Annotated in this window: 11 protein-coding genes and 2 tRNA genes; 6 read left to right on the forward strand and 7 right to left on the reverse strand. The window is 44.1% G+C overall.

The window, feature by feature from the left end:
• Positions 1–43: 43 nt before the first annotated feature.
• Positions 44–4,576 (forward strand): glutamate synthase large subunit, encoded by a 4,533-nt coding sequence (gltB, locus tag DWW81_RS02885; protein WP_242991639.1) that lies wholly within the window; start codon positions 44–46, stop codon positions 4,574–4,576.
• Between the two features lie 77 nt (positions 4,577–4,653).
• A complete protein-coding gene (locus tag DWW81_RS02890) occupies positions 4,654–6,138 on the forward strand; it encodes a glutamate synthase subunit beta (protein ID WP_117896740.1) in 1,485 nt (494 codons plus the stop codon).
• Between the two features lie 137 nt (positions 6,139–6,275).
• Here DWW81_RS02890 and DWW81_RS02895 read toward each other — a convergent pair.
• Both DWW81_RS02895 and DWW81_RS02900 read right to left on the reverse strand, forming a co-directional pair.
• Positions 6,276–6,351: transfer RNA gene (locus tag DWW81_RS02895), tRNA-Thr, on the reverse strand.
• Positions 6,352–6,427: 76 nt separating this feature from the next.
• The gene (locus DWW81_RS02900; protein ID WP_117896739.1) at positions 6,428–7,318 is read right to left on the reverse strand and encodes an ATP-binding protein; all 891 of its coding nucleotides are present in this window, start codon (positions 7,316–7,318) and stop codon (positions 6,428–6,430) included.
• A gap of 141 nt (positions 7,319–7,459) precedes the next feature.
• Between DWW81_RS02900 and DWW81_RS02905 the strand changes: the two genes are divergently transcribed.
• Together DWW81_RS02905 and DWW81_RS02915 are read left to right on the forward strand one after the other, a co-directional pair.
• Positions 7,460–8,017: a CYTH domain-containing protein gene (locus DWW81_RS02905; protein WP_117896738.1), complete on the forward strand. Its 558-nt coding sequence runs from the start codon at positions 7,460–7,462 to the stop codon at positions 8,015–8,017.
• Between the two features lie 158 nt (positions 8,018–8,175).
• A complete protein-coding gene (locus tag DWW81_RS02915) occupies positions 8,176–9,030 on the forward strand; it encodes an amino acid ABC transporter substrate-binding protein (RefSeq protein WP_117896736.1) in 855 nt (284 codons plus the stop codon).
• 252 nt (positions 9,031–9,282) lie between these two features.
• Here the strand turns inward: DWW81_RS02915 and DWW81_RS02920 are convergent, their stop codons facing one another.
• Both DWW81_RS02920 and DWW81_RS02925 read right to left on the reverse strand, forming a co-directional pair.
• Positions 9,283–9,771, reverse strand: coding sequence for an NUDIX domain-containing protein (locus DWW81_RS02920; RefSeq protein ID WP_117896735.1), 489 nt, complete (start codon positions 9,769–9,771; stop codon positions 9,283–9,285).
• Positions 9,772–9,859: 88 nt separating this feature from the next.
• Positions 9,860–9,952 (reverse strand) — tRNA-Ser (locus DWW81_RS02925).
• Positions 9,953–10,411: 459 nt separating this feature from the next.
• Here DWW81_RS02925 and DWW81_RS02930 point away from each other — a divergent pair.
• On the forward strand, positions 10,412–12,292 hold the full coding sequence (locus DWW81_RS02930; protein WP_117896734.1) for a GGDEF domain-containing protein: 1,881 nt from the start codon (positions 10,412–10,414) through the stop codon (positions 12,290–12,292).
• 172 nt (positions 12,293–12,464) lie between these two features.
• Positions 12,465–13,778: a hypothetical protein gene (locus tag DWW81_RS02935; RefSeq protein WP_147338953.1), complete on the forward strand. Its 1,314-nt coding sequence runs from the start codon at positions 12,465–12,467 to the stop codon at positions 13,776–13,778.
• Positions 13,779–13,835: 57 nt separating this feature from the next.
• On the opposite strand, the gene rlmH is transcribed toward DWW81_RS02935, so the two are convergent.
• The 3 genes from rlmH to DWW81_RS02950 are packed head-to-tail and all read right to left on the reverse strand — an operon-like array spanning position 13,836 to position 15,930.
• Positions 13,836–14,321, reverse strand: a complete 486-nt coding sequence (rlmH, locus tag DWW81_RS02940) for a 23S rRNA (pseudouridine(1915)-N(3))-methyltransferase RlmH (RefSeq protein WP_046441652.1) — start codon at positions 14,319–14,321, stop codon at positions 13,836–13,838.
• On the reverse strand, positions 14,318–15,103 hold the full coding sequence (locus DWW81_RS02945; protein WP_117896732.1) for an MBL fold metallo-hydrolase: 786 nt from the start codon (positions 15,101–15,103) through the stop codon (positions 14,318–14,320). The genes rlmH and DWW81_RS02945 overlap by 4 nt, the downstream gene beginning before the upstream one ends.
• A gap of 2 nt (positions 15,104–15,105) precedes the next feature.
• Positions 15,106–15,930 (reverse strand): HAD family hydrolase, encoded by an 825-nt coding sequence (locus tag DWW81_RS02950; protein WP_117896731.1) that lies wholly within the window; start codon positions 15,928–15,930, stop codon positions 15,106–15,108.
• Between the last annotated feature and the right edge of the window lie 41 nt (positions 15,931–15,971).

Below are 15,971 nucleotides of genomic sequence, written 5' to 3' on the forward strand. Positions count from 1 at the left end.
AGTTTGGCAGGAAAGGGTGATAAAAATGGAACGCATGGAGGATATGACTAATGTAAAAAGCCTGTATTCACCGAAATTCGAGCATGATAACTGCGGAATAGGTGCTGTTGTGAACATTAAGGGCAAAAAGAGCCACGATACTGTTGCAAATGCGCTGACTATCGTTGAAACGCTTGAGCATCGTGCTGGTAAGGACGCAGAGGGCAAAACAGGTGACGGAGTAGGTATCCTGCTTCAGATCTCACATAAATTCTTCAAGAAGATCGCCGCCGCTGAGCTTGGGATCACGCTTGGCGAGGAGAGAGATTATGCCGTTGGTATGTTCTTCTTCCCACAGAACGAGCTTGCGAGAAATCAGGCAAAGAAGATGTTTGAGATAATCGCTGAAAAAGAGGGTCTGGAGATCCTTGGCTGGAGAGTCGTTCCTGCAAAGCCTGAGGTGCTTGGCAAGAGAGCTGCCCAGTGTATGCCTGCCATAATGCAGTGCTTCATCAAGCGTCCAAAGGGCGTTAAAAAGGGTCTTGACTTTGACCGCAAGCTATATGTTGCAAGACGTGTGTTCGAGCAGTCAAACGAGGACACCTATGTTGTATCACTTTCAAGCAGAACTATAGTATATAAAGGAATGTTCTTGGTGCAGGATCTCAGAAAGTTCTTCCCTGACCTTCAGGATAAGGACTACGAGTCTGCTATCGCTATGGTACATTCAAGATTTTCTACCAACACAAACCCAAGCTGGCAGAGGGCTCATCCTAACAGAATGATCGTTCACAACGGTGAGATAAACACTATCAGAGGCAATGCTGATAAAATGCTCGCCCGTGAGGAAACGATGAAGTCTGAGCATTTGAAGGGCGACCTTGATAAGGTCACACCTGTTGTAAACACAGAAGGCTCTGACTCTGCAATGCTCGACAACACACTTGAATTTTTGGTCATGAGTGGAATGGATCTGCCACTGGCTGTCATGATAACGATCCCTGAGCCATGGGATAACAACGGCACGATGAGTCAGGCTAAGAAAGACTTCTATCAGTATTACGCAACTATGATGGAGCCATGGGACGGACCTGCTTCTATCCTTTTCTCTGACGGAGATATCATGGGTGCAGTGCTTGACAGAAACGGTCTGCGTCCGTCAAGATATTATATCACAAAGGACGGCAATCTTATCCTTTCATCTGAGGTTGGCGCACTTCCTATCCCGTCAGACAATATCGTTGAAAAGGAAAGACTTCGCCCGGGCAAAATGCTTCTTGTTGATACTGTTCAGGGCAGAGTTATCGACGATGACGAGCTTAAGGAATACTATGCTTCAAAGCAGCCTTACGGCGAGTGGCTTGACAGCAACCTTGTCAGACTTAAAGACCTTAAGATACCAAACATAAAGGTAGAGGAACACGGCTACGAGGAAAGACAAAGACTTCAGAAAGCTTTTGGCTATACCTATGAGGACGTTATGACATCTATCCTGCCAATGGCAAAGAACGGCTCTGAGTCTATTGCCGCTATGGGTACAGACAGCCCGCTTGCGGTGCTTTCAAAAGAGCCTCAGCCACTGTTCAACTACTTCAAACAGCTCTTTGCACAGGTAACAAATCCGCCTATAGACGCTATCAGAGAGGAAATAGTTACCTCCACAACTGTCTATATTGGTGAGGACGGCAACATTCTTGAAGAAAAGCCTGAAAACTGCAAGGTAATGAAGATACACGACCCTATCCTTACCTCAACAGATATCCTTAAAATAAAGAATATGCACATTCCCGGCTTTAAGGTAGCTGTTATCCCTATACTTTATTATAAGAACACAAGACTTGAAAAGGCTATAAACAGACTTTATATAGAAGCAGACAAGGCGTTCAGCGAGGGCGCAAATATCCTTATCCTTTCAGACAGGGGAGTTGACGAGAACCACCTTGCTATCCCGTCACTGCTTGCAGTATCAGCGCTTCATCAGCACCTTGTTGTTACAAAGAAGAGAACATCTCTTGCTATTATCCTTGAAAGCGGCGAGCCTAGAGAAGTCCATCACTTTGCAACACTGCTTGGCTATGGTGCTTCCGCTATCAACCCTTATCTTGCTCAGGAAACTATCCACGAGCTTATTGCTGACGACCTTCTCGACAAGGATTACTATGCCGCTGTTGACGATTATAATGCGGCTGTTCTCCATGGTATCGTAAAGATAGCTTCAAAAATGGGTATCTCTACTATACAGTCATATCAAGGCTCACAGATATTCGAGGCTATCGGTATCGGTCAGGATGTTATAAACAAGTATTTCACAGGTACAGTCAGCAGAATAGGCGGTATCACAATATCTGACATCGAGAAAAACGTTGACAGACTTCATACATCAGCCTTTGACCCTCTTGGACTTGGCACAGACACAGAGCTTGAATCAAGAGGAAGCCACAAGTTCAGAAGCGGCAAGGAGGAGCATCTCTACAATCCTCAGTCTATCTATCTGCTCCAGCAGGCTGCAAGGACCGGCGACTATGAAACATACAAGAAGTATTCAAAGCTTATCTCTGAGGAAATGGACCCTGTGAACATCAGAGGTCTTATGGATTTCAACTTTGCTGAAAATCCTGTTCCGCTGGAGGAAGTTGAGAGCGTTGACTCTATTGTAAGAAGATTTAAGACGGGCGCTATGTCCTACGGCTCTATCTCGCAGGAAGCTCATGAAGCACTTGCTATCGCAATGAACAGACTTCACGGCAAGTCAAACTCAGGCGAGGGTGGTGAGAGCCTTGACAGACTTCTCACAAAGGGTACTTCTGAGGACAGATGTTCAGCTATCAAGCAGGTGGCTTCGGGACGTTTCGGTGTAACTTCAAGATACCTCACATCTGCTGATGAGATACAGATAAAAATGGCACAGGGCGCAAAGCCTGGCGAGGGCGGTCATCTCCCCGGCAAAAAGGTTTATCCATGGATAGCTAAAACAAGACACTCCACACCTGGCGTGTCGCTTATCTCACCTCCACCACACCACGATATCTATTCTATCGAGGACTTAGCTCAGCTTATCTATGACCTGAAAAACGCAAACAAGAACGCAAGAATTTCTGTAAAGCTCGTTTCTGAGTGCGGTGTTGGTACAGTTGCGGCAGGCGTTGCAAAGGCAGGCGCAGGTGTTATCCTTATCTCAGGCTATGACGGTGGTACAGGTGCGGCTCCGAGAAACTCTATCTACAATGCAGGACTTCCATGGGAGCTTGGACTTGCAGAAGCACATCAGACCCTTATCAAGAACGGTCTTAGAAACAAGGTCGTTATCGAAACAGACGGAAAGCTCATGACAGGCCGTGATGTTGTTATCGCAGCGATCCTTGGCGCAGAGGAGTTCGGCTTTGCAACAGCTCCGCTGATAACACTCGGCTGTGCAATGATGAGAGTATGTAATCTTGATACTTGCCCATTTGGTGTTGCAACACAGAACCCGGAGCTTAGAAAGAAGTTCCCCGGCAAGCCTGAATATGTAATGAACTTTATGATATTCGTGGCTTCCGAGCTTAGAGAATATATGTCAAAGCTTGGCGTAAGAACAGTTGACGAGCTTGTGGGAAGAATTGACCTTATCAAGCCAAAGGCTGGTATCACAGGCACTGCGGCACAAGTTGACCTTTCTAATATCATCAACTCTGATTACGTTTCAGAAAAGGTAGAATACAACAAGAAATCCAAGTATGACTTCAAGCTTGAAAACACTCTTGATGAAAAGGTACTCATGAAGGAGTTCGAGAAAAATCTTAAGAGTGGTGAGAAGAAGTCTATCACGGTAAATGTCAAGAACACAGACCGTTCATTCGGTACTATCTTCGGCTCAGAGATAACAAGAAAGTATTATAACACACTTGCTGACGATACATACAAGATAGTCTGCAACGGCTCGGGCGGACAGAGCTTCGGCGCATTTATCCCGAATGGTTTGACCCTCGAGCTTGTGGGCGACTCTAACGATTATTTCGGCAAGGGACTTTCAGGCGGTAAGCTCGTTGTTTATCCTCCGAAGGATTCCACTTTCAAAGCCGAGGACAATATCATTATCGGTAACGTTGCACTTTACGGCGCAACAAGCGGTAAGGCGTTCATCGACGGTGTTGCAGGCGAGCGTTTCTGCGTAAGAAACTCAGGCGCAGTGGCAGTTGTCGAGGGCGTTGGCGACCACGGCTGTGAGTATATGACAGGCGGCTGTGTGGTAGTTATCGGCAAGACGGGCAAAAACTTTGCGGCAGGTATGTCGGGCGGTGTAGCTTACGTTCTTGACGAGGACAGACACCTTTACACAAGACTCAACAAGGAAATGGTACTTTTCTCTGAGGTCAAGGAGAAGTACGATATAATTCAGCTCAAAGACCTTATCCAGCAGCACGTTGACGCAACAGGCTCTGAAAAGGGCAAGCGTATTCTTGATAACTTTGAGGAATATCTGCCTAAGTTCAAGAAGATAATCCCTCACGATTACAAGAAGATGATGTCTGCTATAGCTTCAATGGAAGAAAAGGGCATGAGCAGCGATCAGGCGCAGATAGAAGCATTCTATCAGATCATCAACGGCAAGCAGTAAGCCTGCGCACATGAGATATTGTACTTTTAAAATCGAAAGGAGGATATACTTGCCGTGAAAGCAAGTATAGTTGAGATATGGGAAAGCCAACTGGTTTTATGGACTATAAGCGTGAGGACGCAGCAGCGTTCTCCGTTGAGGAACGTATAAAGAATTTTAATGAATTTCACACTCCTCTTTCAAAGGAGGAGCAGCAGAAGCAGGGAGCAAGATGTATGGACTGCGGTGTGCCGTTCTGTCAGGCAGGAATGAAGATAGGCAACGCATTTTCAGGCTGTCCGCTTAACAATCTTATCCCTGAATGGAACGACCTTATATACAAGGGCAACTGGGAGCAGGCATATTACAGACTTCATATGACGAACAATTTTCCTGAGTTCACATCAAGAGTTTGTCCTGCACTTTGCGAAAAAGCCTGCACCTGCGGAGCTAATGGCGACGCTGTTACCACAAAGGCTAACGAATACGGCATTATTGAAAATGCCTATGCCTGCGGATATGCTTCAGCAAGAGTGCCAAAGGTAAGAACGGGAAAGACTATCGCTGTTATAGGCTCAGGCCCGTCAGGTCTTGCTGCCGCTGATCAGCTCAATCAGAGAGGTCACAGTGTAACAGTTTTCGAGCGTGAGGACAGAGTGGGCGGTCTGCTTATGTATGGCATACCGAACATGAAGCTTGAAAAGCAGATTATCGAGCGTAAGATAAACATAATGAAAGAAGAGGGCATCGAGTTCCGCACAGGCGTTAATGTTGGCAAGGATATCACAGCGGCTGAGCTTCTCAAGGACTTCGACAGAGTGATACTTTGTTGTGGTGCTTCAAACCCTAGAGATATAAAAGCCGAGGGCAGAGATGCAAATGGTATCTATTTTGCAGTGGATTTTCTGAAATCCACAACTAAGGCGCTGCTGAATGGCGGTCTTACGGATAAAAACCACATTTCCGCAAAGGGCAAGAACGTCATGGTAATAGGCGGCGGAGATACGGGAAATGACTGCGTTGGTACAAGCGTAAGACACGGTGCAAAGAGCGTTTTGCAGCTTGAAATGATGCCAAAGCTTCCTGACACGAGAGCCGAGAACAACCCATGGCCGCAGTGGCCAATGGTCTGCAAGACAGATTACGGTCAGGAGGAAGCTATCGGTGTGTTCGGTCATGACCCGAGAGTTTATCAGACAACTGTCAAGGAGTTTCTCAAAGACAAAAAGGGCAATCTTAAGGGCGCAGTGCTTGTAAAACTCTCCCCAGAGAAAGACCCTAAGTCAGGCAGAACGATAATGAAGCCTGTTGAGGGCAGCGAATACAAGGTAGAAACCGAGCTTGTTCTTATTGCGGCAGGCTTTCTGGGATCTGAAAGCTATCTCACAAAGGCTTTTGGCGTTGAGGTAGACGGCAGAACGAATATCGCAACAGCCGACGGCACACATCAGACGAACGTGAAGAACGTCTTTGCGGCAGGTGACGTGCGCAGAGGACAGTCACTTGTAGTATGGGCTATCAGAGAGGGCAGAGATGTTGCCCGTGAGGTGGATAAGAGCCTTATGGAGTATACAAATCTGTAATACGAGATAAAAATGTAACACCGTCCGAGGAGTTCGGGCGGTGTTTTTTGTGTGTAGGGTATCGTACCAATGGGCGGCGACAAAAAAATCCGCTACCATAAATGATAGCGGATCTGGGTGCAGGTGCAAGCACCTGCTGGAGCTGCTAACCGGGCTTGAACCGGTGACCTCGTCCTTACCAAGGACGTGCTCTACCTACTGAGCCATAGCAGCAAACCAATTACAGTAATATATTATACACTATCTCTGCCGCTTTGTCAAGCCCTTTTCTCAATTTTTTTGCTCTGTTTTACTCTATCCCTTCATCATCAACGTCATCTGCCTGAACGCTTGGGTCGTAATCATCATATGTGTCCATAAAATTGTACTTCTTGCCCTTGTATTCGTATTGTATCACAGTGCGCAGATTGACGTTATAAACGCTCTTGAAAATGTTGTTTTCAATGTTGGGATTGGTGGCACGAAACTTTGCTATAAGCTCCTTCATTTCTTGCCGCTTTGATACCTCACCCTTTTTCTCTAACCCCTCGTAGCTCTCAGTGAAACGGCAGGCACAGCGGATAAAATGCAGATCGTTCTGCTCCACCCAGCGGATAATGTCCGCCTCTTTCACCATGTACAGGGGTCTGATAAGCTCCATGCCTGCGTAGTTCCTCGAGTGTAGCTTCGGCATCATAGTCTGAATCTGTCCTCCGTATACCATGCTCATGAGTATGGTTTCTATAACATCATCAAAATGATGTCCCAAAGCTATCTTGTTGCACCCAAGATCCTGCGCAAATTTGTAAAGCCAGCCACGTCTCATTCTTGCACAAAGATAGCATGGGTTGCGTTTTGTGTTGTATGCAATATCAAAGACCTTTGTTTCAAACATTTTTATGGGTATGCCCATAAGTGCCGCATTGTCGATTATTCTCTGCCTGTTTGCGTCGCTGTAACCGGGGTTCATTACAATAAACTCCAGCCCGATATCCATGCCCTGATATTTCTGCAAATGCTGCATACACTTAGCAAGAAGCATTGAGTCCTTGCCGCCTGATATGCACACCGCTATCTTGTCCCCCGGCTTTATCATATCGTAACGCTCATATCCCATTACGAACTTGTTCCATATATCTCTGCGAAAATCAGTAACGATGCTCCGCTCTATCTTCTGCTGTGGCGTCAATATTCTTGACATCTCAAACTCTCCTTAAAATAATCAAATTACTAATTAAATTCTACTATTTTTATGGGAATTTGTCAACCTTTTACGCCAGTTGACTTTAGGGCATGATACTGCTATAATATAGTAAAATGATAATATATTCAGGAGGCTACCATGAGCGAAAATATAGAGCGTGAGATAAAAATTTCTCTCACACAGGAGCAGTACAAGACCGCTGAAAAGCTTTTTCAGTGGGGCAAAATAATAGAGCAGACCAATTTTTATTATATTCCACAGCAGGATACGGGCATGACAAGTATCAGGGTAAGACAAATAGGGGATAGGTATTTTTTACAGCTTAAAGCACCTATCTCTGAAAACGGTGCGCTTCATGTGAAAAAAGAGTATGAACAACAGCTTGACAGCCTGCCTGAAAAGCTCACCGCACAGGAGCTTTCACAGCTTGTGGGGAGAGATTTCCCTGCCGCTGACCTTGCAGGCTCTTTGCATACTCAGCGCAAGCTCTGCACCGATTTCGACCATGTTGAGATATGCCTTGACAAAAGCGAATATCTCGGCTTGACAGACTATGAGCTTGAACTTGAATACACCGCAGACTATCCCGAAAAGCCTTTGGAGATACTGAAAAATGCAGGTATCACACAGGGAGAAGCGGTAATAGGCAAGTATGCAAGGTTCATGGAAAGAGCGAAAAAGCTTGGTAAGTGCTGATTTCGCCTATCTGCGGTCATTTTCTATGAAAAAGCACCCACAGCCTGCAAAGGTTTGGGCAATAATGATAATTGACAGTGACGTTATAATATGTTATTATATTAAAGTGTTAAAACGTATGAAATGGTATTTTGAAGATACCCGAAAGGAAGTTAATAATGAAAAGATCTATTTTTAAGACTATCGCATCACTTTCCGTTGCTGCCATGATGCTTTTGGCTGTAGGCTGCGGAAGCACATCTGATTCTTCATCATCAGCAGGTGCAAACAGCACAGCCGCTGCAACAGGCGAGGATAACTCACTTCAGAAAGTTCTTGATTCAGGCAAGCTTGTGCTCGGTCTTGACCCAACATTCAAGCCAATGGGCTACACAGACGAGAACGACAACATCATAGGCTTTGATATCGACGTTGCAAAGGAAGTTTGCTCAAGACTTGGTGTAGAGCTTGAAACTTACTCTGTAAACTGGGATACAAAGGAGCAGGACCTTAATGCAGGCACAATAGATTGTATCTGGAACGGCCTTTCTGTCAGCGATGAGAGAAAGAAAGTAATGCTCATGAGCGAGCCTTACATGAAGAATGAAATGGTGTTCGTTGTAAACGGCTCAAGCGACGTTGCTTCACAGGCTGACCTTGCAGGCAAGAACATTGCCGTACAGAACGGCTCAACAGCACAGGAAACACTTCTTGCATCTGACGTTGTAGCAAATGGTGCGACAACAACAGAGCTTGCAACAAATGTTGAAGCCCTCCAGCAGTTGGAGCTTAACATGGTAGACGCAGCGTTCCTTGACTCAGTAGTTGCAAACTACGAGATATCCACATCAGGCAAGGATTACAAGGTGCTTCCTGACGGCCTTGACCCAGAGGAGTACGCTATCGGCTTCAGACTTGGCGATCAGGCACTTTGCGACAAGATCGAGGAGATCCTTCACGAAATGAAGCAGGACGGCAAGCTTGCTGAGATATCAACAACTTGGTTCGGAAGCGACATCACGACCATAGAATAATCACAAAACATTCAATCGGACAGTCTTCGGGCTGTCCGATTTTTTGCTTTATGAAGTTTTTTGCGTGTCATATCTTTAGAAAATAAAAAGTCTCGCAAACAACGTGTTTACGAGATTTTTTGGCAAAGAACCGTAATTTGATAGAAACCATCAAAGGGGGTGCAACTTCGGTTCAGAGGGGGGTGCAGTTCTCGATTTGAGGGGGTGCATTGTTTTTGACAACTCCACTGCCACTCCACGTCAAACCAGAATTTATAAATTAAGTTCTTCAATGAAATTTAGAATACGCTGCGTTGCCAACTCATCCCTGGACAGTTTTAGCAATCTATCAGCCGTAATCCATTTATAATTAGATGTTTCTCCTTCTTGCAAAACGATACTATCCTTATCTATATCCGTAATGCAAAGATACTCCACATAAAACGATTTATGGTTGTGGTGGAGCACCATTCCTATTTCCACTAAATTATCGGAGGTAATTCCCGTTTCTTCATGAAGTTCTCTAGCGGCACAGGTTACAGGGGCTTCACCTTGTAAAGCAGAACCACCCGCTGTAGCCTCCCACATTCCGCCCAAATGCTTTCTTTTATCCCTTTGCATGATGAGATAACTTCCATCTATATGTCTAACGATTATTTCACAGACCAAATGAAAAAAACCTTCCGGAATTGCCTCTCCTCGAACCAGAGTTACACCTTGAATCTTTTTGAAATCTCTATCATAAGCGTCCCACAGTTCCATACTTCATTTTTCTCCATAAATTCCGATTTGTCTAACTCATTATAGCATAAAAATTCACCGCAATTCTATCAAAATTACGGTGGACTTATGGCGGAGAAGGAGGGATTCGAACCCTCGATGAGCTATTAACCCATACACGAGTTCCAGTCGTGCGCCATAAACCGGGCTAGGCGACTTCTCCAGTTTATCATTTTTTTATATGTGTCACACTATCCAAGCGACTTTAATATTATACCATATGATCTTTTACTTGTCAAGACATTTTTGAAACTTTTTTTGTTCTTTTCTTGCTCGATATTACCGTGTAAAAAAAGATCTCTCTGTGATGTTTTATTTATTAACAATATTCTTGAAAGTTTTTATTTTGTTGTCTATATGAACATGCTACCGAAAATTTTCGCAATTTGGAAATCGATTAAGTGAATTGTTTAGTTTATTTGCAACAAATTTAATCAAATAAACGGTATTGATAATATTGAAAATAGCTTAATAATTTTATCACAAAAATAAAAAAGTCGTTAAAATATTTACGAAAATTCACAAAACAACTTTGACAAATCAAACCAAATGTGGTATAATATCTGAACAAAGGTAGGGTGCAGTGCGTCTAAATGCGACATTATGGAGAAGGTGAGACATTTTGGGAAGAAAACGCATTGGAGTGATATTGTCTGAGGCAGAAAGCTATTATCAGGAAAGATTGCTGAAAGGCGTAATGACAAAGGCTTTTCAGCTTGACTATGATGTGCTTATCTTCACGAGCTTTGTTAAAGAGTCATTCTTAAAAGCAGTGTCTGTTGGAGAAATGCAGATATATGACGCTATAAATTATGATAAGCTCGATGGCGTCATCGTTCTGGCAGATACGTTGAAAATGCCTGGGCTTTTTGACAAAATATGCAGGGATATAGATGAGAAATGTCATGTTCCTGTGGTCTTTATAGATGGAAGCTATAAGGACTATGAAAGTATTTATACTCGAGATGAAATACCTTTTATGCAATTGACAGAACATCTTATCGAGGTCCATGGATGCAGGAAGATACTTTTTTTGAGCGGTCCGCTGGAGACTGCCACCACTCGTGAACGACTTGCAGGATATAAGCGTGCCCTTGAAAAGCATGGCATAGAGTATGATCCAGACTTTGTCTGCTTTGACGGAGGCTTCTGGTATGATAAAGCGGCAGAGGTGGCAAATAATATTATTTATGGCAGACGTAAAAAACCTGACGCTATCGTTTGCTGCGGTGATTATATGGCCATAGGCGTTGTTCATGAATATCAGAAAAACGGGCTGAGCGTGCCTGAGGATATGATAGTTGCAGGTTATGACGCAATAGACGAGGCTATCCATTGCGTGCCGGCTATAACCTCTTGCTCACCGCCGATCTTTGAAACTGGTGTGAACGCAGTAATGACCATTGAGGCAAGGATCAGAGGCGTTGAACCACAGGGTCTTATAGAGGACGGCGGCAAGGTGGAGATAGGTGCTTCCTGCGGCTGTCATGAGGATTATAGCTATACAAAGCGTGATTTGCTATCTCCTCAGAACAAGATGAATTATCATGACTTTTTGGACAGCAGTATGACCGATATAATGGCTTGCTCTAAAGATCCCGATGATCTGATGGCCAGGATACAATATTTTCTCTATCTTATACTGGATCAGAAGAGATATTATCTCTGCCTTAATGAGGATTGCCTTGGAGAGCATGAGATAGTCGGTGAGATATCCGCTGTTCCAAAGGAATATACAGAAAATATGGTGCTTTATATAAGAAATGTTGACGGCAAAAGCAGAACTCTCCATGATCCTTTTGAACTCAAAGAGATATTTCCTGATCTGGAAGAAGAGCGTGAAAGCCCTTGTGCATTCTTTATAACTCCGGTACATTTTATAGATCGGTGCTATGGCTATGCCGTATTGTCTTACGGTGACGAAATAAAAACTATAGATATCACTTATCGTAATTGGACAAATCATGTAAGCAATGCTCTGGAATCAATGCGGATACAAAACTCCATAGCTAATCTTGCAGTCCGTGACGCCATGACAGGTGTTTATTCGAGAATAGGCATTGAGAAAAATATCCAGTTTGTTATTGACAGAATGTCAGATCCGAAAAATAAGGCTTTTATCGCTGTCTGCGATCTGGACTGCCTTAAAAAGATAAATGATAATTTTGGCCATAACAGCGGTGATATTGCAATAAAAGCGATCGCAGACGCAGTTTTGGCATCGACAAAAAATCATGAGATCTGTGCAAGGGTAGGCGGTGATGAGTTTGTTGTGATAGGCTGTAACGACTATAACGACAACTATCCTGAACGATTTTCTGCAAGGGTCAACGACCGGCTTAGGGTATATAACAGGTTTGCAGGTAACGAGTTTGAGGTCAGCGTCAGTATAGGCGGTGTATGCAAACATATAACAGATATCCACGAGCTTGAAGGTATGTTTGCACAGGCGGATAAGATAATGTACGCAAGTAAATTGGAAAGACATAAAAACAGGAAATAGCAATAGATAAAATATCAGTGCATTACAACGGACGGTCAGTGATCGTCCGTTTTTGCGTGTGAGAGACACATATCCACTTGACTTATAGGCGCAAATGTAGTATAATGTAAAAGTTAAGGCGGTTTTCTGCCTGTTAGTAAGACGATTTTTCGGAAAGGGAATGGATAATAAAATGGCTAAAGCTAAAAAAATAACGGCTGCTCTTACTGCCGCATTGCTTTGTACTGCGAGCCTTACCGCTTGCTCGGACACAAGCTATGTGATGACAGTAGGTGACAGCAAGATAAACGCAGGTATCTACATTTATAATGAGCTTACAGAAATGTCCTATCAAATGACGATGATGTATTATCAGAAAGGCATCAAAAATGACTATTTCGATCAGAAGGTAGACGGAAAGGCATTTGACGAGTATCTTTCAGATTATGCTCTCACTGCAACTAAGGAGTATGCGGCTGTAGTTGACAAGTTCAACGAGCTTGGACTTACTCTTTCAGATGAGGATATAAAGTCTATTAATGACAGCATAAGCAGCACATGGGATTCTCAGGGTGAGTTTTACGAGTCAGAGGGTATCTCAAAGGAATCTGTAAAGCTTGCACTCAAAGGCTCGAAAATGAGGGAAGAGCTTTTTGATCACTACTATGCAGAGGGCGGCGAGGAAGCCGTTTCAGACGATGAAATGGTGAAGTATCTTGATGATAACTACCTGAGATATAAATCCATTTCCTTTGCAAAAACTAAAGCATCAACTGATTCTTCATCATCAGCCACCGATTCTTCTACAGACTCAGCAGACGCTGCAAATGAGGAAGCCAAGGCAAAAAGAGATGAGTTCCTTGAAAAGGCTCAGGGCGTTTCGTTTGACGATTTCGACAGCATTATAGACGAGTACAACGACTATGTTGCTTCAAAGAAAGCCTCAGATTCAAGCTCCGCCACTGACAGCGATTCATCAGCCGCAGACAGCAGCACGACTTCTGACGACACGTCTTCTGTAGCAGAGAGCGACACAAGCTCCACAGCTTCCGACGATACATCTTCTGTATCTGACAGCACAGCAGATTCAAGCACAGCAGCGTCAGACACAGATTCTTCCACAGACAGTTCTTCTTCTGCACCTGACCCGTATGCAAATGAAAAGATGATGAATTACGGCACAATGGACGATTCTCAGAAGGACACCACAAACGGCAAGATACTCAAAGAAGTAAGCGGTATGAGCACAGACGTTGCAACAGCTTATGAGGACGATAATGCATATTACATTCTTATCAAGGGCGATGTTAAGGACAGAGATACAGAATATGCCAAGGACAATCATGAAGATCTTCTAAAAGAAATGAAGAGCGATGAATTTCAGAAGAAATTAACAAGCTGGGTAGAAAAGCTTGACATCAAGGTGAACAACAAGGCCATAAAGCGTTACACGCCGAAAGTGGTCTATGATAAGCAGACAGAGTATTACAGCAAGAATAATTCGTAAGATAAAAATTACCGCCGCAGCCGAGTTTGGCTGCGGCGGTTTTGTCATATCCGAAATTCACTTATGATACCTAGTATTAGCACTTATCTGAAACGCCCTGTAAACCTGCTCCAAAAGCATTATCCTTGCAAGCTGGTGCGGAAATGTCATCTCCGACATTGACAAGCGCAGGTCAGCTTTCGCCTTTATCTCAGGGGAAATGCCGAATGACGAGCCTATTATGAAATTCACTGTGCTGAATCCGTTCAGACCGCATTCGCTGAGCTTTTTGGACAGCTTTTCACTTGAAAGCTGCTTGCCCTCAATGCACATTGCAATATTGTATGCGCCCTTGATGTCAGTGTAGCCTTTCATGGCTTTTGCTTCGTTTTCAAGCGCCGCCGCTATCTCCTTTTCAGAAGGGTTGTCAGATAACCTCGACTCGTTCAGCTCAACTATTTCAAGCTTGCAGAACGCCCCCAGCCGCTTTGAGTATTCCGCCGCTGCGTCACGCCAGTATTTTTCTTTCAGCTTTCCAACTGTAATAAGATTTATCCTTATCAAAATGCCACCGCCATTCCGCTGCCCTCAGGCTTTGCTATATGTAAAATATAGTCGCTGTTGCGCTCGTATTCCCCAAGTGCTCCCACAGCTGAGTTTTCAGCCTGCAAAGGCGTGTTGTTTTCCTGACTTAAATGCCCTAAAATAAATTTATATGTACCTGCTGCCATAAGCTTTTTTAGCTGTTCTCCGCAGGCTGAGTTTGAAAGGTGTCCATGGTCTGAAGCGATGCGCCTTTTCAGCTCGTATGGATAAGGTCCATTTTTCAACATTGACTCATCATAATTTGACTCCAGCAAAACAAGGTCAGAACCGCTCAGGTGCATATCGACCTCATTTGTAACAGTGCCAAGGTCGGTGCATACGCATACCTGCTTGCCGTCAGGGGTCTTTATCTGATATCCACAGCTTGCAGGGGTATCATGAAATGTTGCAAAACCTTTTACGGCATAATCTCCTATGCACACTTCATTGCCGTCCACTTCGTTGACGTCACAGGCGGGGTCTATTTTGCCGTCAGATACAAGTATCTCAAGATTGGTCTTTTGGGCAAATACAGGGATATGATATTTCTTCGTGAGAACTTTAAGCCCAGAAACATGGTCAGAGTGAGTGTGTGTGATAAAAATTCCCTGTATCACAGCAGGGTCGATCTCGTTAGCTTTCAAAGCCTCACAAAGACGTTTGCAGGATACTCCTGCGTCAACAAGTATCCCGCCGTCACTGTTGCCGATAAAAGAGCTGTTGCCCTTGCTTGATGAAAAAAGTGGATATATCCTTGCCATAACTAATTCCTTTCAAAAGTTTTCAGAAGATACTCTGCTACACCGTCTTCTTCATTTGTGCCTGTCACCTCGTCACAGCCTTCAAGCACCTCTTTGCAGGCGTTTTTTACTGCCACTCTTTTATCAGCCGCCTTGAACATAGGCAGATCGTTGGTGTTGTCGCCAAAAGCCGTGACAAAGTCAAAGCCGTAATTCTCACGAAGATACCTCACGCCTTGTTCCTTAGAAGCCGCCGAAGAGAACACTTCAAGATACCAAAGCTTGGGGTCATAAACATCATAATAGTATGTGATGTTCAGCTTTTCATTTTCTTTAAGAGCGTCATACAGCGGTACAAGTTTTTCTTTTTCTGCAATAAAAGTGAAGTATATCACATTGTCGATGTACTGAGAAAGGTCACTGACCTGCGTGAAAGACTTGTAATATTTCTCTCTGCGTTCGTTGTAAAAGCTCTTCATTGCAGGTGAAATAAGCCTCTCATATCTTGTGGAAAGCTGGTTATCTGAAACCGAGTACATAAAAGGCTCTAAACCAAGTCCTTTTGAAAGACCTATGATAAGACCGCAAAGCTCCCTGGAAAGACTGTTTATCTTGACGTATTTTTTCTCCGCCATATCATAAATAAGCACGCCGTTCATAAGTATAACGGGAAGCTTCAGGTCAAGCCCCGAAAGTATTTTTCCTGCGGAAGCAAGCGTCCTTGCCGTGGCAGCAGTGAAGTTAAGCCCCTTTGCCATGAGTCTGTTCAAAGTGTCCCTCGTGAACTCTGTCACCTCTGCATTGCCGTTAAGCAACGTTCCGTCAAGGTCGGAAATAAAAAGCTCCATATCATGTCCTCTCAAATGCTGTAAAAAACGGCGGCAAATAA

The sequence above is a fragment of the Ruminococcus sp. AF17-1AC genome, from assembly GCF_003461385.1.
Taxonomy (GTDB): domain Bacteria; phylum Bacillota; class Clostridia; order Oscillospirales; family Ruminococcaceae; genus Hominimerdicola; species Hominimerdicola aceti.